Genomic DNA, 22,772 nt, shown 5'->3' with positions numbered 1-22,772 from the left:
CGCCGTTGATCGGTCACTATCGGTCGTGTGAGTACACATCTCGAACAACCGGGCTGGCGGGTACTCGCGCCGTTCAAACACCGCGAATACCGCCTGCTGATCGCGGCTGTCACGCTGTCCATTTTCGCCACCGGCATGTGGACGGTGGTGATGGCGCTGCAGGTGATCGCGCTGGACAACGACCCCACCGCACTGTCCCTGGTCGCGACCTGCCTGAGCGCCGGCCTGATCGCCTTCGTCCTGGTCGGCGGCATCGCCGCGGACCGGTTACCGCAGCGCGCCATCATCATCGCCGTCGAATCCGTCAACACCGTGGCGGTGACGGTCGTCGCGGCGCTCGGGCTCACCGGGCAGTTGCGGCTGTGGCACATGGCGGTTGCCGCCACCGCCCTAGGGGTGGGGGCCGCGTTCTTCTTCCCGGCCTACAGCGCCTACCTCCCGCGCCTGCTGCCGGCCGAGCAGCTGTTGGCCGCCAACGGAATCGAAGGCGTGGTACGGCCGACCATGCAACAGGCCGTCGGCCCCGCGGTGGCCGGCGTGCTGATCGGCGCCACCTTTCCGGCCCTGGGCGCCGTGGCGGTCGCCGCCCTGTACGGCACCGGCCTGATCCTGCTCATCGCGACAAGACCGGTGGCCCAACCGGATTCATCCTCCCGCCCGCCGTCGCACCCGCTGACCGACCTGCGTGACGGGTTCCGGTTCATGGTCCGCACGCCGTGGCTGCTGGCGACCCTGTTGTTCGCAAGCGGTTTCGTCTTGCTGGTCATCGGTCCACTGGAGGTGCTGCTGCCCTTCATCACCAATGCCCGGTTCGCACACGGTGAGCGGATCTTCGGCTTCGTGCTGGCCGCTTTCGGCCTCGGTGGAGCCGTCGGCGCCATCGCGGTGTCATCGATCCGGCTGCCCCGCCGCTATCTCACGGTGATGATGGCGTGCTGGGGACTGGGCAACCTGCCGCTGGTGGCGATCGGCTACACGTCGTCGTTCATCGTGATGGCGGTGGCGGCCTTCGTGGTCGGGATGACCAGCAGCGCAGCCACCGTCATCTGGGGCACGCTGCTGCAGCGCAGGGTTCCTCCGGCGATGCTGGGCCGGGTATCCAGCCTGGACTTCTTCGTATCGCTGGTCTTCATGCCGGTGTCCATGGCGCTGGCCGGACCGCTTTCCAAGGTGCTCGAGGTGCACCTCATCTACCTCGCGGCGGGCACGGTCCCGACGGTGCTCGGCCTGGTCGCCTGGCTGGCAGCCCGGATGCCGCACGACGAATCGGCGCACCCACTGACCGATTAGAGGCCGAAGATCGGCGGCAGCGCCAGCACCATCACCAGGCCCCAGAAGAAGTGGGTCAGCATCGGCGCCAGCACCCCGCCGGTCATCCGGCGTTGCAGCGCACACACCGCGCCCAGCAGGATGGCGGCGAAGCCGAGCATCGGGTTGCCCGCCGCCATCACCGCGACGAAGTAGATCGCCGTGGACACCAGCACCGGCCGGTGACCGCCGAGCGCCGAGTACAGCGCGCCGCGGAAGAACAGCTCCTCGGCCATGCCGCTGATCACGGTGATGCACACCACCAGCGGCAACGCGCCGTGGTCGGCGAATTCGAGTACCGCAGTGACGTATTCACGCACCGGCGGGATCAGCCGCGCGATCAGACCACCGATGACGAACACCGCGCCGAGCCCGAGACCCACGCCGATGCCGAGCAGCACCGGGCGGCGCCCGCTGGCTGGGAACCGTCCCAGATGCAGCGGCCCGGACAGCACGGCACCCACCGTCCACACCGCGGCCATCGCCGACGTCAGGTAGTAGAAGGAGTTGTCCCCGGGATGCCTGCTCAGCGAGTAGGCCTGCAACGAGGCACCCACCACCAAAACCGCGACGACGGTGATCCGGCGGCGGCGCACCACGCTGTCCGCTTCGTCGACCGTGCCGGCCACGGCACGCCAGGGCGGCGGAATCATGAGCGGTGCGCCTGTGGGATGAGGTCGGCCAGAAAGTCGAACCCGGTACGCAAGGCGGCCGCGGCCGGCCCCGGCAGCAACGGCAGCAGCACCAGGGCCGGCCGCGCGATCCACGGGGTGAGCGCCCTGATGCGTGCCACATCGCCACCGGCCCAGTCCGGGTCGGTGTCGGCCAGGTGGTGCGGGTCGGCGAGCCGGTCGACCGGCCGGCGGCCCGGCGTCGCCACCGACCGACCGATCGCGTCGTCCACGGTCAGCAGCCCGCCGGGCGGATCCGGCACCAAGCCGCGCAACCCGAGCCCCGCGGCTGTCATCGGATGATCAAGGGAGGCAGTCAAATCCGCGGCCAACCCACCGGGAACGGGCAGTGCCGCCGCCGATACCCGCGATGCCAGCGCGGTCGGTACGCTCGGCGCAGGCAACGCCCAGTGCCAGATCCCGGCCAACCGGGCGTAGGCCGACAACAGACCCCGGTAACTGGTGGTCTGCGGCCCGCTGATGTCATATGCCCCGGCCGGCACCCGCTGCCGATCCGCGGCGGCGACGAGGTAGTACAGCACATCCCGGATCGAGATCGGATCGATCGGATTGGCCAGCCACGGCGGCAGCGGCAACACCGGGAACCGGTCCCCCACATAGCGCATCATCTCGAACGAGGTCGATCCCGCCCCGATGATGACCGCCGCACCCAGCCACACCACCTCGGGGCCCCCGGGCACGGTCAGCGCATGCGCCACCTCGGCCCGGCCGGCCAGATGCTCGGACAGATTGCCCTCTTCGGGCACGAAACCGCCCAGATACACGATGCGGTGCACCCCTGCCCGCGCCGCTGCTTCGGAGACGCGGCGCGCCGCATCGTTGTCCGCGGCCCGGAAGCCGGGCTCCCCGATGCCGTGAATCAGGTAGTAGATCACGTCGATCGGCCCGCAGCGTTCGAAAAGCGTTGCGACGGAATCTGCTTCGCGGGTGTCCAACATCGTCGTGGCGACGTCGCCGTACCACCCGAAACCGGCGAGCCGGTCGGGGTTGCGGCTGCTGACCACCACGTCACGGCCGGCGGCCAGAAGTTCGGGGACCAGACGTGATCCGATATAGCCGGTGGCGCCGGTGACCAGGATGCGCTCGGTCATCCGCGGCCCGCGTATGGGTCCGACGTCCTCATCGCCACCTCAGCCTCCCTGACCACCGGCACCCTACGACCCGGCGGCCGCAGGTGTCCCCGGTTCGACGCGGTGGCCCATACCCGGATCGGCGGGGCACCACACCTCATCGCGTTGCGCGTCACACCGGGCGACGCGGGTGGTGTGGGAAGGCGGACCTGCGCTCAGCGGGTCGAGTGCCGACCGTCCACGTGCGCGGGATCGGTGTCCCGGGCCGTGCGGGGGTGGTCGACCACGACGCGGTCGGGTTGTTCTGCGCCGTCGGTGCCCTTGACCCGCGGGTCGAGCTTGTCGGCGTGCTCACGGCGGGCGTCCAACCGCTCGCGGGTCGCGTCGACCTCGTCGCGGTGGCCGGCCGCCCGGTCCTGCAGGCGTGCCGCTTCGGCGGCTTTGGCTTCCGCCTCGGCCTGGGCGGCGCGGGCCTTGGCCTCGGTCTCCGCGGCCACCGTCTCGCGGGTGTTCAGTCGCCGGCTCTCCTCCTGCACCTCTTCGCGGATGCGTTCGGCCTGCACGGTGCGCCGGCGCCGGGTGGCGTTGCGCACCAGGACCGCGATGAGGGCCAGCACCACGACGGCGACGACCGCGACGATGATCCAGCTGGTGGTGGTCATGAGGACTCCTCTGATCAACGGTGCGCACCAAGAAATTGACGCGCCTGCTTGTTTGCGGATGCCCGCGCGGGCCGTCCTTCAAACTCCGCAGCGCCGGCCACCGTTACGCGATGAACGCGCAGCAGGAACCCGGCTCGACCGAACAGGTTGTCGCCGTTGACCTTCTGCTCAGTCGTTCCGGCGATGGAGCTCGATCAAGCCGCGGTAGGCCTCGGCGTTGAAGCGGTTCCCGGCGATCTCCTCGTCGCTGAGTTCGCGACGCACCTTCCCGGGCACGCCGGCCACCAGGGACCGCGGCGGGATCACCGCGCCCTGGGGCACCACGGCGCCGGCCGCCACCAGGGACCCGGCGCCCAGCACGGCGCCGTTGAGCACGATCGCGCCCATCCCGACCAGGACGTCGTCCTCGATGGTGCAGCCGTGCAGGACCGCGTTGTGGCCCACGGTGACATTGGCGCCGATGCGCGCCGGGAATCCGGGGTCGACGTGCACGGTGACGCCGTCCTGGATGTTGCTGCCCTCGCCGACCTCGATGGGCTCGAACTCGGCGCGCAAGGTGGCGTTGTACCAAACGCTCACCCGTGCGGCCAGCGTGACCGGCCCGATCACGGTGGCGTTGGGCGCCACCCAGGACTCGGCGTGCAACTGCGGGGCGCGGCCCTGGATGGGGATGATCAACGGCTCAGGCATGGCCGTCATCGTAGAGGCGTGCGCCGAGGGTTCCGCACGCCCGCCTCAGGCGCCCTGGTACACCTTGCGGTAGCTCGACGGGGACATCCCGACCCCGCGGCGCAGATGGTGGCGAAGGTTGCCGCCGGTGCCCAGCCCGGACAGCCGCGCCACCTCGTCGACCGGGATATCCCTGGACTCCAGCAACTCCCGGGCGCGGTCAACGCGGCGCTGCCTGATCCAATTGCCCGGGGCCGCCCCGGTCTCCTCCCGGAAGCGCCGGTTGAAGGTGCGCAGACTCATGTGCGCGTGTCCGGCCAGCCGCGCCACGGTGAGTTCCTGATCCAGATGTGCCAAGGCCCACGCCCGGGTGGCCGCCGTCGAGGCCTGATCGCGCACCGGCACCTGCCGGTCGATGAACTGGGCCTGACCACCTTCGCGCCACGGCGGCACGACGCAGTACCGGGCCACGGCATTGGCCACCTGGACGCCGTGGTCGCATCGAATGATGTGCAGGCACAGATCGATTCCGGCGGCCAGACCGGCCGACGTGAGCACGTCCCCGTCGTCGACGAAGAGCACGTTCTCGTCCACCCGCACTGCCGGATACAGCGCGCGCAGCGCATCGGCGAACTTCCAGTGCGTCGTCACGGTCCTACCGTCGAGGCGGCCCGCCGCAGCGAGCACGAAGGCGCCGGTGCAGATCGACAGCAGCCGGGTACCCGGACGGATCCGGGCGAGCGCGGCCGTCACCTCCTCGTCGAGGGTGCCGCCGTCACGGGCAGGCGGGTATCTGGTGCCGGGGATGACGACGGTGTGCGCACGCTCCAGCGCTTCGGGTCCGGCGGTCGGCACCATCGCGAAACCGTTGGTGGAGACCACCGGGCCGGGTTCGACGGCGCACATCGTCACCTCGTACAGCGGTGCGCCGTCGGCCCCGACGGCGGCGCCGAACAGGGTGGGCGCGATGGTGGCGTCGAAACCCACCACCGGCGGCAGCAAAAGGACGGCGACCTGGTGGACATCCGGGTGGTGCACACCGCCAGTCTGGCACGTATTTGATGAATCGTGTCATTTGTGCCACTAGGCGGCCGCGGCGGTTTCCGCGACAGTGGCCCGGTGACACTTCTCGGTACGCGCTCCCGGCTGCACTGGGCATGGGTGGTCGCCGCGGTCAGCTTCGTCGCCATCCTCGGGGCCGCGGCCTTCCGGTCGGTGCCCGGCGTGCTGATGAATCCGCTGCACCACGAATTCGGCTGGAGCCACGGCACCATCGGCGCGGCGATGGCCGTCAACATGACGCTGTACGGCTTGACCGCCCCCTTCGCCGCAGCCCTGATGGACCGGTTCGGGGTACGCCCGGTACTGACCGGCGCACTCGCCCTGATCGCCGCCGGCTCGGCGTGCAGCGCGCTGATGACGGCCAGCTGGCAGCTGGTGTTGCTGTGGGGTGTACTCGTCGGGCTGGGCACCGGCGCGATCTCGATGGGTTTCGTCGCGACCATCGCGACCCGCTGGTTCGAGGCCAGGCGCGGCCTGGTCACCGGTGTGCTGACAGCCGCCAGCGCCACCGGGCAGCTGATCTTCCTGCCCGTGGTCGCCGCGGTGACCACGCATCACGGCTGGCGGTGGGCTTCGGTGATCGTCGCCGCGGCCGCACTCGCGGTGGTCCCTCTGGTGGCGTTGTTCTTGCGCAACTACCCCCAGGACCTCGGGCTGACGGCCTATGGCGGCACCACCACCGAGACCGCGACGTTGCCCACCGGCACGTTCGCCGCCGCCCTCGACGGGCTGCGGATCGGCCTGCGGTCCCGGGCGTTCTGGCTGTTGGCCGGCAGCTTCGCCATCTGCGGGATGACCACCAACGGCCTGATCGGCACCCACTTCATCCCCGCGGCCAACGACCACGGCATGCCGAGCACGCTGGCGGCCGGGCTGCTGGCGACCATCGGGATCTTCGACGTGGCGGGCACGGTGTTCTCCGGCTGGCTCACCGACCGGATCGACCCGCGGATCCTGTTGGTGGTCTATTACCTCGGCCGCGGACTGTCCCTGCTGTTGCTGCCCTCGCTGCTTTCCCCGCACGCCGAACCGAGCACCTGGGTGTTCATCATCTTCTACGGCCTGGACTGGGTGGCCACCGTGCCGCCGACGATCGTGCTGTGCCGGGACTATTTCGGCGCCCGCACCCCCGTGGTGTTCGGCTGGGTGTTCGCCTCCCACCAGCTGGGCGCGGCGATCGCCGCGGCCGGCGCGGGCTGGATCCGTGACCTCCAGGGCAGCTACGACCTGGCCTTTTACCTCGCCGCCGGGTTGTGCGTCATCGCGGCCGGCCTCTGCGGAGCGGTCCGGCGCCCGCGAGGCTGAGCGGCGCGCATTTTGTTCGCCCAGCCGCGGCGAATACCATGCAAACGGCGCCGCGGGGACGCCGAGGCTCGGATACACCGGTCAACCGATGGTGCTCCACCACGTTCCCGCCACATCCGCGCCGCCCAGCTGAGGTAACTGGACTTTGGCACGAGATGGAGGAATTCACGTGCACGCTCGCACCGGCAAGCTCATCGGTGGTGTCGTCGCAACCGCGGCGATCGCCCTTTCAGGAGCGGTGACGGCGCACGCCGACCCCACCACTCCGGTGGCCCCGATCCCCACCCCACAAGGCCCCGGCTGCGACGCCGGGATCAAGTCGGTGGCGTCCGGCCCCGGCTCGCTGACCGGACTGGTCAACGCGCAGTCGTCCGCGGCGCTGGCCAGCATCCCGGAGATCTCCACCTTCAGCCAGGCCGTGTCGGGCCAGCTGAACCCCGCCGTCAACGTGACCAGCGTCCTGGACAACGGCCCGTACGTGGTGTTCGCGCCGAGCAACGACGCGTTCGCCAAGCTGGATCCGGCCGCCTTCGAGGCCATCAAGGCCGATCCGGCCAAGCTGACCGCGCTGGTGTACTACCACATGGTGCTCGGCATCCTCGGCCCCGACGACATCCACGGCACCATGTACAGCCAGCAGGGCAAGCCCGTCGTGGTGAAGGGCAAGGGCGGCGATATCACCGTCAACGACGCCAAGGTCACCTGCGGTGGCATCAAGTCCGCGAACATGCGGGTCTACATCATCGACACCGTGCTGGATCCCGCCGCGGCACCCGAGGGCACGACGCCCACCGCGACCACCACGACGTCCACCTCGTCGGCCGAGACCACCGAGACCACCGCGACCCCGGCTCCGGCCGCCGAAACGCCGGTGACCACCACGAGCGTGGCCCCGCCGCGCCAGTGACGCGCTGACCACACCAAAACGGCGCCCCCACCTACCAAGGTGGGGGCGCCGTTTTGGTGTCCGTCAGAGACCCAGATCGCGGCCGATGATCTCCTTCATGATCTCGGTGGTGCCACCGTAAATGGTCTGGATGCGCACATCGACGTAGTCCTTGGCGACGCGGTACTCGTTCATGTAGCCGTAGCCGCCGTGCAGCTGCAGGCAGGAGTCGACGACCTTCTTGCCCAGCTCGGTGCACCACCATTTGGCCTTGGACGCCTGCACCGCGGTGAGCTCCTTGTCGACGACGGCCTGCAGGCAGCGGTCGATGTACTGCTCGGCGATGTCGAGTTCGGTGTCCAGCTCGGCCATCACGAAGCGGCTGTTCTGGAAGCTGCCGATCGGCTGACCGAACGCCTTGCGGTCCTTCACGTACTGCAGCGTCTCGTTGAAGGTCGCACGGGCACCGGCGACACCGGCGATGGCGATCGAAAGACGTTCGGAGGGAAGGTTTTCCATCAGGTGATAGAAGCCCTTACCTTCGGTGCCGAGCAGGTTGGCGGCCGGGACCCGGACATCCTCGAAGTTCAGCTCGGCGGTGTCGGCGGCGTGCTGGCCCATCTTGTCCAGCTTGCGGCCGCGGGTGAAGCCGGGGGTGTCCCGCTCGACGACCAGCAGCGAGAAGCCTTTGTGCCCGGCCTCGGGGTCGGTACGGGCCACCACGACCACCAGGTCGGAGTTGATGCCCGCCGAGATGAACGTCTTGGCGCCGTTGATGATGAAGTCGTCACCATCGCGTACCGCGGTGGTCTTGATGCCCGCGAGGTCGCTGCCCGCACCCGGCTCGCTCATCGCGATGGCGCCGATCAGCTCGCCGCTGGCGAAGCCGGGCATCCAGCGCTGCAGCTGTTCCTCGGTGGCCAGGTTCTTGAAGTACGGTCCGACGATGTCGTTCTGCAGGCTCACCCCCGGGCAGGCCAGGCCGAACTTGGCGAACTCCTCGACGATGACGGCGTTGAACCGGAAATCGTCGACCCCGCCGCCGCCGTATTCCTCGGGCATGTTGAAGCCGATCAGCCCGTAATTGCCCGCGGCCACATAGGCTTCGCGGTCGACCAGACGATTGGCCTCCCACTTCTCCACGTTGGGCAGACATTCCTTCTCCAGGAACTGCCTGGCGGTGTCCCGGAGCTGCTCGTGCTCGGTTTCCAAAACCAGTCTCTTCATCACTTCGCTTTCCAGACGGGCTCGCGCTTCTGCGCGAAGGCCAGTGGTCCCTCTTGGGCGTCTTCGGTCTTGAGCAGGGTGGCGAACTCGCCGAAGGTCTGTTTCCAGAACGGCTCGTCGGCGCCGACGATGCCGTCCACGGCGCCGTAGGACACCCGCTTGCTGGCCCGAACTGCCAACGGCGCGTTGACCGCGATGCGCTGGGCCAGTTCCAGGGCCGCGTCCACGACGGTGCCGTCGGGAACCACCTTGTTGATCAGGCCCCACTTGAGCGCATCCGCCGAGGACAGCGGCTCGCCGGTGTAGACGAGTTCCAGCGCCAGCTTCTGCGGCAATTGCGCCACGATGCGGAAGACGCCACCGGCGCCGGCGATCAGGCCGCGCTTCACTTCGGGCAGCCCGAATTTCGCGCGTTCCTCGGCGACCACCAGATCACTGGCCAACGCCAGCTCGGTGCCGCCACCCAGCGCGGTGCCGTTGACGGCGGCGATGGTCGGCTTGTCGATGAAATGCCGCACGTAGCCGGCGAAACCCCACTCCGGATGGTCGGGGTGGAACAGGTTTTCCCCGCGCGAGATGGCCTTCAGATCCGCACCGGCGCAGAACGATTTGTCCCCCGCCCCGGTGAGGATGACGACCCGGATCTCCGGATCGTCCTGTGCCGCCTGCAGGGCGTCGCCGACGCCGATGGACACCGCGGCGTTGACGGCATTGCGGGCATCGGGCCGGTTGATCGTGATGATGGAGACGTTTCCCCGGCGTTCCACCAGCGCGCCGGGCTCGGTCACAGCAGTTCCAGGATGGTCGCGTTGGCCTGGCCGCCGCCCTCACACATGGTCTGCAGTCCGTACTGAATGTTGTTGTCCCGCATGTGATACAGCAGGGTGGTCAGGATCCGCGCACCGGAGCCGCCGAGCGGGTGACCCAGCGCGATGGCGCCGCCGTTGGGGTTCAGCTTGGCCTCGTCGGCGCCGATGTCTTTCAGCCACGCCAGCGGCACCGGCGCGAACGCCTCGTTGACCTCGAAAGCGCCGATCGCATCCACGCTGAGGCCGGACTTGGCCAGCGCCTTCTGAGTGGCCGGGATGGGCGCGGTCAGCATGATGACAGGGTCGGCGCCGGCCAGCACCGCGGTGTGCACCTTGGCAAGGGGCTTGAGGCCCAGCTCTTTTGCCTTCTCGGCCGAAGTGATCAGCAGCGCGGCCGAGCCGTCGGAGATCTGGCTGGAGTTACCGGCGTGGATCACCCCGTCCTCCTTGAAGGCGGGCTTGATGCCGGCCATGGACTCGACGGTGCCGCCGCGGCGGATGCCGCCGTCCTCCAAGACGACGTTGCCGTCCTGGTCTTTGATACCGACGATCTGATCCTTGAACGCACCGGAATCCTGCGCGGCGGCGGCCTTCTCATGCGAGCGCAGGGAGAATTCGTCGAGCTGGGTGCGCGACAGGCCCCACTGGTCGGCGATCATCTCCGCGCCGACGCCCTGGTTGGGGGTCTGCTCGTACCGGGCGCGGAATGCCTCGGGGTAGGGATGTCCGCCGTTGGCCAGTGAGGAGCCCATCGGGGTGCGCGACATGGACTCCAAACCGCCGGCGACGACGACGTCGTAATGCCCGGCCACCACTCCGGCGACGGCGAAGTGCAGGGACTGCTGACTCGACCCGCACTGGCGGTCGACCGTCACGCCGGGCACGGTCTCGGGCCAGCCTGCGGTCAGGACGGCGGTGCGGGCGATGTCGAGCGCCTGCTCCCCGGCCTGCATGACGCAGCCCCAGATCACGTCGTCGACGAGGGCGGGGTCGATGCCGGCACGCTGCACCAGGCCGTTGAGCACCTGGGCCGACAATTCCGCCGGGTGCACGCCCGACAGGGCGCCATTGCGCTTCCCGACCGGGGAGCGCACTGCCTCGACGATGACCGCTTCTGCCATGAACTTCTCCTTCGAAGTGCGCGAATAGTCGTGCAACCAGTGGACTTAAAATGCAACCTAGAACAGAAGGTTTACTAGGTCAACCTACTGGTTGGTAGACCTAGGGTTACGACGCGGGTGCGCCATACATGGTTTACTGAGTTCACTAGCTGGTGTAGAACCGGCGCAAGTTTCAGTGCAGGAGGCCTCAGGTGGCGCAGTCCACCCCGTTATCACCGATGATCGGGCCCAACGCCGTGCCCTCGTCGGCGGGCAACCCCATTCGCAGCCCGAAGACCGCCGAACTCGTCGCGGGCACACTACGCCGGATGGTGGTCGACGGTCAGCTCAAGGATGGCGACTTTCTGCCCAATGAGGCCGAACTGATGGCCCACTTCGGTGTCAGCCGCCCCACGCTGCGCGAAGCGGTACGGGTGCTGGAGTCCGAACGCCTGGTCGAGGTGCGTCGCGGTTCGCGTACCGGGGCCCGGGTCCGGGTGCCCGGACCGGAGATCGTGGCCCGCCCGGCGGGGTTGCTGCTGGAGTTGTCCGGAGCCACCATCGCCGATGTGATGACCGCCCGCTCCGGTATCGAGCCGATGGCGGTGCGCCTGCTCACCGAATCCGGGGACACCGCGGCCTTCGACGAACTCGACACCATGCTCGCCGAGTATGTGCCGTCCGGGCGCGAGACCGGCCGGATGGCCGAGACCACCGGCGACTTCCACCGCCGGATGGTCCAGTTGTCGGGCAACTCGACGCTGACCATCATCGCCGGGATGCTGCACGAGATCACGGTGCGGCACACCGCCTTTGCGATGAAGGAAAACCGCCCGATGTCCAAATCGGACTACGAGCTGTTGATGCGGTCCTACAAGCGGTTGATGACGCTGATCCGCTCGGGTGACGGCGAGGCCGCGGAAGCGCACTGGCGCAAGCACCTCGACACCGCGCGCGAGCTGCTGTTGAAGGGGATGGAGACCGTCAAGGTCCGCGATGTGATGGGTTAGGTGTACTGACCCGAGTGGTCAGCCCAGCCAGGTGCGCGCCGCGAGGGTCAGCGCCTGCACCCCGGTGGTCAGCGTCGGCTCCAGCACCGGCGCGAATTCCGGAGAGTGATTGGTCGGCGGCAACTCCCCCTTGGCGAACGCGTCGGTGAAGGTCTGCATCGGCACCCCGCCCCAGAACCAGAACACCGTGGGCACTCCGATGGCATTGCCGAACACCCCGACGTCCTCGCTGGCCGACAGCGGCGGCAACGGCCACACCTTGTCGGCCCCGAAATGGGTGCGCAGCGCGTCGACCGTCTTCTCGGTCGCGGCCGGATCGTTGATCAGCACCGGTGCGCTGATCGTCCACTCCACCTCCGGCTCGCGCGGGGCCGCGGCCGCCGCCGCCTCGGCCGCGACGATCCGCTCGATCGCGGCCTGCACCGCCGCCCTACGGTCAGCCGAGTAGGTACGGATGCTGATCCCGAGTTCGGCGGTGTCCGGGATGATGTTCTCCTTGGTCCCGGCCTGCAGCCGGCCGACCGTGACGACCGCCTGTTCGTGGGACGGCACCTCGCGGGACACGATGGTCTGTAGCCGCATCACCACCGCCGCGGCCATCACCACCGGATCGACGGTGTGCTCCGGTGAGGACCCGTGCCCGCCGCGGCCGTACAGCGTCACCTCGGCCGCGTCGTTGCCCGCCATGATCGCGCCGGTCCCGAAACCGATCACCCCGGCGGGCAGCGGGCCGACGTGCTGGCCCAGGATGATCGACGGTTTGGGGAAACGCTCGAACAACCCGTCGTCGAGCATGGCGCGGGCGCCGCTGACCTGCTCCTCGGCCGGCTGGAAGACCGCGAGCACGGTGCCCGACCAGTCCCGGCGGCTGTCGTCCAGCGCCCGGACCGCACCGACCAGGCATGCGGTGTGCATGTCGTGCCCACACGCGTGGGCCACCGGCACCTGGTGACCGCTGGCATCGGTCACGGTTTTGGTGCTGGCATAAGGCAAACCGGTGTTCTCCAGGACAGGGAGCGCGTCCATGTCGGCGCGCAGCATCACCACCGGCCCGTCACCGTTGCGTAGCACCGCCACCACACCGGTGCCGCCGACGCCGGGGGTCACCTCGGTGTCGGTGCCCTCGAGCGCCGCGACGACTCGCGCCGCGGTGGCATGTTCCTGGTTCGACAATTCCGGGTCGCTGTGCAATTCGCGGTACAGGTCGGCCAGGTTCACGGTGTCCGTCGCCATGAGAGACAGTCTTACCGACTCGGGGGCACCACGTCATAAACCGGCACATCGTCCTGCCAAGGCTGGCGGACCACCATGTCGGCGACCTTGACGTAACCGGACTCGAATTCCCCGGTGGCGGCGTCGACGAGGCGGTACCGCTGGGTCTGCCGGTGGATCGGTTGCGCGTCGAGCATGACGATGCGCACCTCGCCCGGCTCGAAATGACAGCGCGCCTGCAGCGCGGCCACCAATTGTTCGTTGCTCATGTGGCCGTCGCCGAAGTTCCACCCGATCGCAGTGCTGACGATGCGCTCACCGTCGGTCAGGGTGTAGTCGTCCTCGTGGTGTCCGGCCATCGCGCGATGCGCCAGGGTGAACAGCGCCCGGCCGTGAGTGTTGAAGGAGCGGAACGCATATCCCATGTACAGCGGGATCTGCGCGGCCTCCTTGCTGCCGTAGAACCGCTCCAACTGGGCCGCCGGCATGCTCGCGATCGCGACGACACCGTTGGCGATCTTCTCGTCGGCCGACGGTTTGATGCACCACAGCGAGGTGTCCCAGTTACCGGCGTAGTAGCGCATACCGGGCAGGAACGACACCTTGCGGGGAAACATGTTGCCCACGGCCACGGTGCCGGCCACCACCGCGAAAAGCACTATGGGCCATGGGCTGTGCAGGTCACCGAGCCCGACGCCGGCGTGCCCGACGAACAGCGTGAGCACCGAGAACATCATGAAGACGTTCCACTCCAGGGGCACGCCCATCGGGATCGAGCTCAGGATGCCGAAGTGGAAGCACAGCATGACGAATGCGGCGATGTAGGTGGGCCAACCGCCGTGCGAGAAGAACAGCACCAGCGGCACCAGGCCTTCGATGGCGGTGGAGAAATGCGCAAGGAACCGGGACAGCCGGCCCGGGCGCAGGTCGTCGGGGAAGCGTTCGAAGAACATCCGTTTGATCCAGCGCGGCCGGAACACCGGGTTGTTGCTCATCATCGTGGAGATGACGAACGGGAAGTGTTTGTTGAGTTTGGAGGTCGCCGCGCCCAGCCAGATCACCAGGCAGACCAGCTTGGCGGCGATGACGATATCGGCTCCTGCGAACAGGAAGCACACCGCCAGCGAGCCGTACACCTCGCCGCGGGCCGCCAGGAAGATCACCTTGTCCCGCAGCCCCGCCAACGCCAGCAGCCCGATGACGGTCGCGGTCTGCCACGTCGGCAGCACCCCGACGGCCGAGCCGAGATCGGGGATGGGCCCGGTACCGTCGGAGCACAGCGCGACGGTCAATGCCACCAGCAGCGCGCCGTAGAGCACCACATCCACCGGTGTCCTGGTGTCACCGGCGGTCAGCGGGATCCGTCCAGGCCACGGCGGCAGCCGAATCGTCTTGGGCCGCAACCAGTACAGGATCGATCCCATGGGCGGGAAGAACCGGTTGTTCAGCGGCCCGAACCCACAGCCCAGGCCGACCACCTCGAACAGCATCGTGTAGAACACGATCTTCTGGTAGACGATCGGCTCGGCATACCAATGGGATACGTCGGTGAATCCATCGATACCCGTGGTGGAGAGCACCACCAGCCAACCGCCGAGGATGTAGGCCAGGATCTTGACCACGTAGAACAAATGCAGCGCGACCGGGGTGCCGAAGCCGACCTCGGCCCAGTGCCGGGCCATCGGGATGATCTTCTCGGAGCGGGTGCCCTTACTCCACTGCTCGAAGTCGATCTGCGGAGTTTCCTGCTTCAAAAAACCCATGCCAGCAAGATTAGAACGTGTTCTAGTCCGGTGGAATCGGTTCCCTCAGACCGCCGGGTTGCCCTTACCGAGGCCGCCGGCCAGATACTCCGCGCGGGCCGCCTGGCGGGCCAGTTTTCCGCTGGTGGTGCGTGGCACCGCACCCGCGCTGACCAGCCGGACATCGGCGACCGCCAGGCCGTGCCCGCGCGACACCGCCGCGCGGATGTCCGCGATCACCGCGTCGGGGTCGGCCCGTCCGTGACCGGGGGCCCGCTCGGCCACGATGACGAGGCCTTCGCTGGTGCCGCGGGGTATGGCGAACGCCACCACGAATCCGGCGCGCACCGCCGGCGTCGCCTCGGCCACCGTGTGTTCGATGTCCTGCGGGTAGTGGTTGCGACCGTCGACGATGAGCACGTCCTTGACGCGCCCGGTGATGAACAGTTCACCGTCGAGATAGACGCCGAGATCACCGGTGCGCAGCCACAGCGCATCGGGCTCGGCGCCCTCGGCATGGCTGCCTTCCTGCAGCGTGGATTCCAGCTTGTTGCGGAACGTCGCGTCGGTTTCCTGTGGCCGGCGCCAGTAGGCGGCACCCATGTTGTCGCCGTGCAGCCAGACCTCGCCGACCTGTCCGTCGGGCAATTCGGCACCGGTCGCCGCGTCGACGATCGCGGCCCACTGGCTGGGCGCGACATGCCCGCAGGAGACGTGCGTGGTGGCGGTCGGTGCGGTGGGCGTCGTCTTCACCGCGCGGCCGAAGCCGAGTTCGTAGCGATCGAGGTAGATCACCCGCGGAGCGGCGTCCGGGTCGGTGGTGGAGACGAACAGGGTCGCCTCGGCCAGGCCGTACGACGGTTTGACGGCCGTCGGTGACAGTCCGTAGGGGGCGAACGCCGCGTTGAACCGCGCGATGGAGTCGGCGCTGACCGGCTCGGAGCCGTTGATCAGCCCGGCGACATTGCTGAGGTTAAGCGACTCACCTTCCGGGGGCAGGCCGCGGGTGGCCGCGAGATCGAACGCGAAGTTCGGGGCCGCGGCGAAGGTACGCCCGGGTTCGGTGTCGGAGCCGAGTTCCTTGATCCACCGGTAGGGCCTGCGGACGAAGGCGGCAGGCGACATCAGGGTGATGTGCCCGCCGCACAGCGCCGGGAACATGATCATCAGCAGGCCCATGTCGTGGAACAGCGGCAGCCAGCTGACGCTGCGGATGTCGAAGTCCAGTCCGACCGACAGCACCATCTGCAGCACGTTGGTGCACACCGACCGGTGGGTGATCTCGACGCCGGCCGGCTTGCGGGTGGAGCCCGAGGTGTACTGCAGGTAGGCGATGTCGTCCATGCCGATCGGCACCGGCTGCAGCTGGTCTTCCAGCGACTCGGGGACGGCGTCGACGGCCATCATCCGCGGCCGGAACCGGATGGCCCGGCGGCGGAGACAGTCCCGGACGATCTCGGCGGCGCTGGAGGTCGTCAGCACCACGGTGGGTTGGGCGTCACCGATGACGTTGTCCAGGCGTTCGGCCTGCCCGGCCATCTCGGGCGCGAAGAGCGGCACGGCGATACACCCGGCCTTGATCGCGGCGAAGAAGGCCACCACGTAGTCCACGCCTTGGGGCGCCAGGATGGCAACCCGGTCGCCGGGTTGGGTGATCTGCTGTAGTCGCGCACCCACGGCCGACACGCGCGACCGCATCTGTTGCCACGACAATTCGATCCGCCGGACGCTTCGGTCTGGACCGTAGTCCAGGTACCGATACGCGACCGCGGGCGAGGCAGCCTCGAAGTTGCGGTCGAGATACGTACATATCGTCGTATCCGTCGGCAGCTCGATCTGGCCACTCTCGCTGAGGTAGTCCTCAACCTTCAGTGCCACGTCAGCCCGCTCTTCGTATCATTTCCGCCGATACCTTGAGGAGTCTAGAGAGCGCCGGTCCGGATCTCAGGTTGCGACACTGCCCGCTGGGCATTTCCCTCGATCCGCGCCGATGTGCTCTCAGCCACCCCGTGCACACCGTAGCGAATACCACACGGTCGCGGACCTAACCCCTTAAGACTTATCCGGTCTTGGCGGGCGGGCGGAAGAAAATGACCAGCTGGCCGATGCCCCCGGCCAGGCCGAGCACCACCGCGACCGCCAGGCCGCCCCAGCCCTGCAGGTAATCCCACAGCCCGGTGCCGCGGAACAAGGCGTAGTCGAGGCTGTAGCGGCCCGCGCCGGTGCCCGCGATCGCGACGGCCGCGACCGCCAGGATGAGGTTGTACTCCCAGCCCTCCTTGACGATGAAGAAGCCGTTGTGCCGATGCACCGTCCACGCGGCCACCAGCATCAGGGCGACGAACCCGGCGGCCGGGACCGGCGTCAGCAGGCCCAGGGCCAGCCCCAGACCGGCGGCGAGCTCGGTGCTCGCGGCCACCCGGGCGTGGAAAAGGCCGGGCTTCATGCCGATGCTGTCGAACCAGCCGGCGGTGCCCGGGATCCGGCCGCCGCCGAAGAACTTGTTGTAGCCGTGGGCGGCCATCGTCAGGCCGAGAACGACACGCAGGACGAGGATCGCGGTATCGAAAGCAGGGTCAGCCACGTAACAGAATCTAGAACATCTGTTACACCGCCGCCCACCCGCCGTCGACACTGAGCACCGCGCCATGGATGTTCGCGGCGTCGTCACTGGCCAAGAAGACCACCGCGGCGGCCACCTCTTCGGGGGTGCTCATCCGGCGCGATGGGATGCGCGCCAGCACCGGCGCGACATGCTCGGCGGCCTCCAGCGCGCGTTCGGTGGCGATCGGTCCTGGCGCCACGGCGTTCACCCGCACCCCGTGCGGCCCATATTCGGCGGCCCACGATTTGGTCAGCGAGTGCACGGCCGCCTTGGTGGAGCTGTACAGCGCCGATTTGTCGCCGCCGATCAGTCCGGTGATCGAGCCGATGTTCACCACCGCTCCCGCGCCGCGCCGGACCATCGCCGGCGCCAGCGCCCCGGTCAGCAGGAACGGGGCGACGACGTTGGTCCGGTAGGACTCCAGGAGGGTCTCCTCGGTGACCTCCTCGGTGGGCACCGGTGCCGACCAGACCCCGGCGTTGTTCACCAGGATGTCAAGACGGCCGCCCGCGGCGGCGGTGGCGGCCGTGGCCAGGTCTCGCACCGCGGACTCACCGGCGCCCAGATCGGCGGCGACGAATTCGGCCCGTCCGCCGGCCACGCGGATATCGGCGACGACGGATTCGCCCCTGGCCTTGTCGCGCCCGCTGACGATGACGAGTGCGCCCTCGGCGGCCATCGCCTTGGCGATCGCAACGCCCAGACCGCCGGTGGACCCTGTGACAAGTGCTGTGCAGCCCGCAAGCCGGGTAAAGTATGGACTCATGAGTCCACTAATACTGCGATGAAAATGGACCTGCAAGTCCAAAAACTCACCGCCAAGGGCGCGGCCACCCGAGCCAGGATCGTGACCGGCGCGGCCGCCGAGATCCGGGACCGTGGCGTGGCGCTGACGACGCTCGACGACATCCGCGCGCGAACCGGCACCTCGAAGAGTCAGCTGTTCCACTACTTTCCCGGCGGCAAGGAGCAGCTACTGCTCGCGGTGGCCCAGCACGAGGCCGAACAGGTCCTCGCCGATCAGCAGCCGCACCTGGGTGCGCTGACGTCATGGGCGGCGTGGCAGCGCTGGCGCGATGCCGTGGTGCAGCGCTACCGCCGGCAGGGGCAGAGCTGCCCGCTGAGCATGCTGATGTCCGAGATCGGCCGCGCCACCCCCGGGGCCCAGGCCGTCACCACGGCGCTGATGCGCCGCTGGCACGACGAGATCGCCGACGGAATCCGGGACATGCAGGCCCAGGGCAAGATCTCCGCGCGCGTCGCCGCCGAGCGAGACGCGGCGGCGCTGCTGGCCGGCATCCAGGGCGGCGTCGGCATCCTGTTGGCCACCGGCGATCTGTCCTACCTGGAGCACGCCCTCGATGTGGGTATCGAAAACCTGCGCGCCAGTTAGGTTTTCGTTCGTAGGTACCGATCCAATTGGTCACACACCACCGAAAGCCGACTCCAGCCGGCCCATATAGGCATCCACATCCCCGATCGCCGACTCGGCGGCGAACACACTGATCGACACGGTGTCGCCCACGCCGGTCACACAATGGGTCAGCCCCACCATCGGCGACAGCCCGGGAAAGGCCGCGGCCACCCGCACCGGCGCCCCGCCGAACCCGAAATCCGCGGCACCGCAATTCACGCTGGACACCACCGTATTGCCGGTGACCGTCGGCGAGCGCACCGCCGGGTCGAATTGATCTATGCCCCAACGTAACAGCGGTGCCGGCGTGGCGGCAAAAGCTTGTTCGGAGGCGCGCATCGCCGGGTGCGCAGCCCGTTGCCGGCGCGCCTCCAGTTCGGCGGCGATGACCGGGATCCGGTCCGCCACCGGCAGTTCGGGATGCAGGCCGACGCCGACGGTACCGAAATGGTTGTACGCCCGGCGGGCGCCAGCCTTGCCCATCGTCACCTCGGCGCCCAGTGCCGCGGTGCTCTCCCCCAGCTCCGCCAGCTGTCCGGCCAGGGCCGCCGAGATCCCGGCCAGCGCCACCACCGTGACCGTGCCACCGGACAACGATGCCCGCGGCCGGACCAGTGTGCGCATGGCGCGGACGCCGGCCGGCGCGGCGTTGGTCCGCAACGGTTCCCGGCCCGGTGCGGGCGGTGGCAAGGCACCGGATTCGGTGTCCCGGTGCAGTTCTCGGTACGCCCGGGCCGCCTGCACGCTGCGCCAGGGCAGCGCCAGCGGCCCGGTGGACGGCGGCACCACCGCGGGCACCGTGCCCGGGCGGCCGAACATCAGCGCCGCCGGCGCACAGGTCCGGCCGCCGCCACCCAGGGCGTGGGTGATCTGCAGTGCGGCGACGGTTCCGGGACCGTCGACCCCCGGGATGCCGTCGATCCCGGTGAAGATGTGCAACCGCCAGGGCGTCACCCGCGGATCCAGTTGATCGTCCACCAGGGTGCCCACGGCGGACAGGCATCCGGCCCAGTTGCCTTCGCCGGGGGCGTGCACGAGGAACCGGGACCGGTCGGCCGGACACGGCGCCCAACGCGGATAGTGCAGCCACGACGAGTCGTCGATGCACTGCGACAGATCCGGGCTGGTGCGGGCGCGCATGACCAGATCGTCGAGCGCCCGCTCCAGATCGGCAGGCACACCGTCGAACCCGAACACCAGGAAGGTGTCGTTGGGGATCTTGGCCGACATCCAGAACATCTGCGCGTCGGCGGGAGCCAGGCGCAAGCCGGTTACACCGGGTCGAACTTGGCGATCAGCCAGCGGTCGCCGTGCTTTTCCAGCGTCACCCGGACACTGGATGCGGTGTCGGTGGGTGCGTCGGCACCGACCACCACCGTCTGGTTGACGAACACCAGCACCACGGCGTTGTTCGGGTCGGCCGACACCGACGCCGCGGCCGGCACGGTGGCCACCGCGGAGATCTGCTTCTGCTTGGCGCCCGGGATGACCACGTCATGCGTCAGCGAGGTGTAGGACTCCTGGAACTCGCCGGTGAGCAGATCACGCGCGGCGTTGAGCTGCTGTTCGACGGTATCCGGTTTGTACGACAGCAGTGCGATGGTGCTGTCCTTGGCGACCTGGATGGACTCGGCGCGCGCCTTGTCACCGTCGCGCACCGAATTGTCCTGCCACTTGAAGTAACCGGCGGCCAGCGCCAGCACCAGGGCCAGCCCCGGCAGGATGCCGTAGGCGACCACGCGCTTCCAGTCGATGGACCGCTTCGGCTGCGGTTCAGGAGTTTCGGCGGTTTCGGCGCTCTCGGTGCTCTGCTCGACCCCCGACGTCTCGGTGGTCTCGGTGGCCTCCGTGAGCTCGGCGGCCTCGGGACTCTCCTCGAGGTCTTTGGCCCCGGATTCCTGCTTCGGATCGGTCACGGCACGAACTCCACGTTGGACACCTTCACGTCGTCGCCCATTTTCTCCACCGTGATGCGCATCCGCCACAACCGGGGTTGCTGCTCGGCGGCTCCCGCGTTGGAGGTCTTCACCGCCACGGCGACCAGAACCTGGGCTTCCTTGTCGGACTCGGATTCCAGACCGGCCTCGGTCACCGCACCGACCGACTTGGACTTGGCCTGCTTGACCACCTCGACGAATGGGCCGGCCCGCTTCTGGAAATCGTCGTAGAAGGTGCCGGTGGCGGAATCGAGGATGCGCTGCACATCGGCGTCGGCGTGCTCGAAGTCGATGGTGGTGAGGTTCAGTGCCCCTTGCCGGCCGACCTGCAGGAAAACCTTGCGCTGGTCGTCGAGCTGCTTGGATTGGTAGGCGCGGAATCCCAGCCAACCGGTGAGCCCGCCGAGCGCGAGGACCAACACCAGACCGGCGATCAGCGCCAGCGTGACGTGCGAGCGCTCCGGCGCGACAGCCGAACTGGCCTCGCCCGCGTCACCGCTCGCCTCGGACTCGGTGTCCTGGACCTCCGTCAAGTCCTCGGACTCGACGGCCGTGGCCTCGTCTTCTGCCTCCGTCGCCGACTCGCTTACCGCCCCTTCGGGGGTAGCAGCATCGTCTGCCATGTTTGCTCCTCGGTCGCACTGCGGGCCAGATTCGACTGGGTGTACACCTGCCCGTCGGGTCCAACGTACGTGCCGGTGCTGGGATCGTATTCGGCGGCCGCGACGGGCGGGGGCGGCGGGGCCTGCGAAGGCACCGGGGGCACCGCTTGCGCGGGGGGCGTTCCCGGCGGCAGTTGCGGGATGGCCTGCCCGGACAGCGTCGCGTTCGGGTCGCCCTTCCAGTTGTAGCCGTCGTTGAGCGGGATGTAGTTCTCGTTGCTCTCGCACAACTTGACCGTCGGGGCCCGCTTACCGGGCACCGTCTCGCACGGCAGGTTGCGCGCACCGCGCACGTTGCCCGCCGCGTCCTGCGGGACACGGCAGTACAGATCGCCCGCGGGCCGATCCGGGTAGTCCACGTCGGCGGCCACCCGTTGCTGCTGCGGCGGAAGGAATCCGGTGGTGCACGGCGGCGGCAGGTTCAGGTTCAGGTTCAGGTCCAGGTAGGCACCCTTGAAGTTCTGCTTGGTGTTGCGGTTCGCGGTACCGACGGCCTGCGACGTCGCGGTGCCCTGCGGCAGCAGCACCAACAGCTGCTCCAGGGCGGGCTGGTAGGCGATGGCCACCGCGTTGATGTTCACCAGGTTGGCCAGCACCACCGGAAGGGTGGGCTGCAGCCGGTCCAGCAGCGCCCGCACTTCCTCGGCGGCGCCGGGGCCCTGGGTCAGCACCCCACGCACGGCCTGGTCCTGGGTTTGCAGCTGACCGGTGATCGTCGCCAGGTGCGACGCCCAGGCCCGGATCGAACCGGAGGTGTCGGTCTGGGTGTCCAGCACCGGCTTGGACTGGTCGATCAGCGTGGTGATCGGGTCCAGGTTGGCGCGCGCATCGATGGCCAGCGCCGTGGAGCCCTTCACCAGACGGGACAGGTCGGGCCCGAGCCCGCCGACGGCCTGGTAGGCCTCGTCTACGGCGGTCTGCAGGTTGTCCCGCGGGATGGCGTCCAGCCCGCGGTTGGTCGCGTCGAGCAGGGTGTTGACGTCCGGGGGCACGGAGGTGCGGTCGGCGGCGATCACATCGCCGTTGCGCAGGTAGGGCCCCCCGTCGGCGCGCGGCAGCAGCTCTACGAACAGTTCACCGATCGCGGTCTGGCTGTGCACCTGGGCTTCCAGGTCGGCGGGAACCGACACGTCGTCGGTGAGCGACAGGACGGCGTTGACCCCGCCGTGCTCGTCGAGGTTGACGCTTTCCACCCGGCCCACCTGGGTGCCGCGGTAGGTGACATTGCTGCGCGGGTACAGGCCACCGGTTTCGGCCAGCTGCAGCGTCACCTTGTAATGCCCTGCACCCCACAACAGATTGGGCAGCTTCATGTAGCCGAACACCATGATGGAGATCGCGACGGCCGCGATGAAGGTGAACACCGCGAACTGCAGCAGAATACGTCTGGTCAACACCAT

22 protein-coding genes are annotated in these 22,772 nt (G+C 68.6%); 5 read left to right on the top strand and 17 right to left on the bottom strand.

Features of this window, described 5'->3' with window-relative positions; all coding sequences use genetic code 11:
* The first annotated feature begins 27 nt into the window (after window positions 1–27).
* The gene (gene tet(V) / locus ACXPWS_RS06520; RefSeq protein ID WP_458711666.1) at window positions 28–1,290 is read left to right on the top strand and encodes a tetracycline efflux MFS transporter Tet(V); all 1,263 of its coding nucleotides are present in this window, start codon (window positions 28–30) and stop codon (window positions 1,288–1,290) included.
* On the opposite strand, the gene ACXPWS_RS06515 is transcribed toward tet(V), so the two are convergent.
* The 5 genes from ACXPWS_RS06515 to ACXPWS_RS06495 all read right to left on the bottom strand — a co-directional run bounded on the left by ACXPWS_RS06515 (window position 1,287) and on the right by ACXPWS_RS06495 (window position 5,439).
* A complete protein-coding gene (locus tag ACXPWS_RS06515; RefSeq protein ID WP_458711665.1) occupies window positions 1,287–1,961 on the bottom strand; it encodes a lysostaphin resistance A-like protein in 675 nt (224 codons plus the stop codon). The genes tet(V) and ACXPWS_RS06515 overlap by 4 nt on opposite strands.
* Entirely contained in the window at window positions 1,958–3,091 is a 1,134-nt protein-coding gene (locus ACXPWS_RS06510; protein WP_458711664.1) for an NAD(P)H-binding protein, read from the bottom strand. The genes ACXPWS_RS06515 and ACXPWS_RS06510 overlap by 4 nt, the downstream gene beginning before the upstream one ends.
* 194 nt (window positions 3,092–3,285) lie before the next feature.
* Window positions 3,286–3,732, bottom strand: coding sequence for a hypothetical protein (locus ACXPWS_RS06505; RefSeq protein ID WP_458711663.1), 447 nt, complete (start codon window positions 3,730–3,732; stop codon window positions 3,286–3,288).
* A 168-nt stretch (window positions 3,733–3,900) separates the two neighbouring features.
* The gene (locus ACXPWS_RS06500) at window positions 3,901–4,422 is read right to left on the bottom strand and encodes a gamma carbonic anhydrase family protein (RefSeq protein WP_458711662.1); all 522 of its coding nucleotides are present in this window, start codon (window positions 4,420–4,422) and stop codon (window positions 3,901–3,903) included.
* Between the two features lie 45 nt (window positions 4,423–4,467).
* Window positions 4,468–5,439, bottom strand: coding sequence for a GlxA family transcriptional regulator (locus tag ACXPWS_RS06495; RefSeq protein WP_458711661.1), 972 nt, complete (start codon window positions 5,437–5,439; stop codon window positions 4,468–4,470).
* An 81-nt stretch (window positions 5,440–5,520) separates the two neighbouring features.
* Here ACXPWS_RS06495 and ACXPWS_RS06490 point away from each other — a divergent pair, with 81 nt between their 5' ends.
* Together ACXPWS_RS06490 and ACXPWS_RS06485 are read left to right on the top strand one after the other, a co-directional pair.
* Window positions 5,521–6,768, top strand: coding sequence for an MFS transporter (locus tag ACXPWS_RS06490; RefSeq protein WP_458711660.1), 1,248 nt, complete (start codon window positions 5,521–5,523; stop codon window positions 6,766–6,768).
* Window positions 6,769–6,937: 169 nt separating this feature from the next.
* A complete protein-coding gene (locus ACXPWS_RS06485) occupies window positions 6,938–7,675 on the top strand; it encodes a fasciclin domain-containing protein (RefSeq protein WP_458711659.1) in 738 nt (245 codons plus the stop codon).
* A gap of 63 nt (window positions 7,676–7,738) precedes the next feature.
* On the opposite strand, the gene ACXPWS_RS06480 is transcribed toward ACXPWS_RS06485, so the two are convergent.
* Genes ACXPWS_RS06480 through ACXPWS_RS06470 form a run of 3 tightly spaced genes read right to left on the bottom strand, consistent with a single transcriptional unit; the run spans window position 7,739 to window position 10,811 of the window.
* Window positions 7,739–8,881 (bottom strand): acyl-CoA dehydrogenase family protein, encoded by a 1,143-nt coding sequence (locus tag ACXPWS_RS06480; protein WP_458711658.1) that lies wholly within the window; start codon window positions 8,879–8,881, stop codon window positions 7,739–7,741.
* Window positions 8,881–9,669 (bottom strand): crotonase/enoyl-CoA hydratase family protein, encoded by a 789-nt coding sequence (locus ACXPWS_RS06475; protein WP_458711657.1) that lies wholly within the window; start codon window positions 9,667–9,669, stop codon window positions 8,881–8,883. The genes ACXPWS_RS06480 and ACXPWS_RS06475 overlap by 1 nt, the downstream gene beginning before the upstream one ends.
* On the bottom strand, window positions 9,666–10,811 hold the full coding sequence (locus ACXPWS_RS06470; RefSeq protein WP_458711656.1) for a thiolase family protein: 1,146 nt from the start codon (window positions 10,809–10,811) through the stop codon (window positions 9,666–9,668). The genes ACXPWS_RS06475 and ACXPWS_RS06470 overlap by 4 nt, the downstream gene beginning before the upstream one ends.
* Before the next feature lie 191 nt (window positions 10,812–11,002).
* Between ACXPWS_RS06470 and ACXPWS_RS06465 the strand changes: the two genes are divergently transcribed.
* The gene (locus ACXPWS_RS06465; protein ID WP_458711655.1) at window positions 11,003–11,800 is read left to right on the top strand and encodes a FadR/GntR family transcriptional regulator; all 798 of its coding nucleotides are present in this window, start codon (window positions 11,003–11,005) and stop codon (window positions 11,798–11,800) included.
* 18 nt (window positions 11,801–11,818) lie between these two features.
* Here ACXPWS_RS06465 and ACXPWS_RS06460 read toward each other — a convergent pair whose 3' ends face one another.
* From ACXPWS_RS06460 to ACXPWS_RS06440, 5 genes are all read right to left on the bottom strand, one after another.
* On the bottom strand, window positions 11,819–13,033 hold the full coding sequence (locus ACXPWS_RS06460) for an amidohydrolase (protein WP_458711654.1): 1,215 nt from the start codon (window positions 13,031–13,033) through the stop codon (window positions 11,819–11,821).
* Between the two features lie 11 nt (window positions 13,034–13,044).
* The gene (locus ACXPWS_RS06455) at window positions 13,045–14,775 is read right to left on the bottom strand and encodes a DUF3556 domain-containing protein (protein ID WP_458711653.1); all 1,731 of its coding nucleotides are present in this window, start codon (window positions 14,773–14,775) and stop codon (window positions 13,045–13,047) included.
* 45 nt (window positions 14,776–14,820) lie between these two features.
* Window positions 14,821–16,632, bottom strand: a complete 1,812-nt coding sequence (locus ACXPWS_RS06450; protein WP_458711652.1) for a fatty acyl-AMP ligase — start codon at window positions 16,630–16,632, stop codon at window positions 14,821–14,823.
* A 181-nt stretch (window positions 16,633–16,813) separates the two neighbouring features.
* Complete coding sequence (locus ACXPWS_RS06445; protein WP_458713429.1) at window positions 16,814–17,278, bottom strand: DoxX family protein; 465 nt, start codon at window positions 17,276–17,278, stop codon at window positions 16,814–16,816.
* A gap of 82 nt (window positions 17,279–17,360) precedes the next feature.
* Window positions 17,361–18,125 (bottom strand): SDR family NAD(P)-dependent oxidoreductase, encoded by a 765-nt coding sequence (locus ACXPWS_RS06440; RefSeq protein WP_458711651.1) that lies wholly within the window; start codon window positions 18,123–18,125, stop codon window positions 17,361–17,363.
* A gap of 24 nt (window positions 18,126–18,149) precedes the next feature.
* Between ACXPWS_RS06440 and ACXPWS_RS06435 the strand changes: the two genes are divergently transcribed.
* Entirely contained in the window at window positions 18,150–18,752 is a 603-nt protein-coding gene (locus tag ACXPWS_RS06435; protein ID WP_458711650.1) for a TetR/AcrR family transcriptional regulator, read from the top strand.
* Window positions 18,753–18,782: 30 nt separating this feature from the next.
* Here the strand turns inward: ACXPWS_RS06435 and ACXPWS_RS06430 are convergent, their stop codons facing one another.
* Genes ACXPWS_RS06430 through ACXPWS_RS06415 form a run of 4 tightly spaced genes read right to left on the bottom strand, consistent with a single transcriptional unit; the run spans window position 18,783 to window position 22,772 of the window.
* The gene (locus ACXPWS_RS06430) at window positions 18,783–20,012 is read right to left on the bottom strand and encodes a WS/DGAT domain-containing protein (RefSeq protein WP_458713428.1); all 1,230 of its coding nucleotides are present in this window, start codon (window positions 20,010–20,012) and stop codon (window positions 18,783–18,785) included.
* 32 nt (window positions 20,013–20,044) lie between these two features.
* On the bottom strand, window positions 20,045–20,689 hold the full coding sequence (locus tag ACXPWS_RS06425; protein WP_458711649.1) for a hypothetical protein: 645 nt from the start codon (window positions 20,687–20,689) through the stop codon (window positions 20,045–20,047).
* Window positions 20,686–21,333, bottom strand: coding sequence for an Mce protein (locus ACXPWS_RS06420; RefSeq protein WP_458711648.1), 648 nt, complete (start codon window positions 21,331–21,333; stop codon window positions 20,686–20,688). The genes ACXPWS_RS06425 and ACXPWS_RS06420 overlap by 4 nt, the downstream gene beginning before the upstream one ends.
* The gene (locus tag ACXPWS_RS06415; protein WP_458711647.1) at window positions 21,297–22,772 is read right to left on the bottom strand and encodes an MCE family protein; all 1,476 of its coding nucleotides are present in this window, start codon (window positions 22,770–22,772) and stop codon (window positions 21,297–21,299) included. The genes ACXPWS_RS06420 and ACXPWS_RS06415 overlap by 37 nt, the downstream gene beginning before the upstream one ends.

Source organism: Mycobacterium sp. BMJ-28 (assembly GCF_054404835.1).
This window is presented reverse-complemented; position numbering and strand designations above follow the sequence as displayed.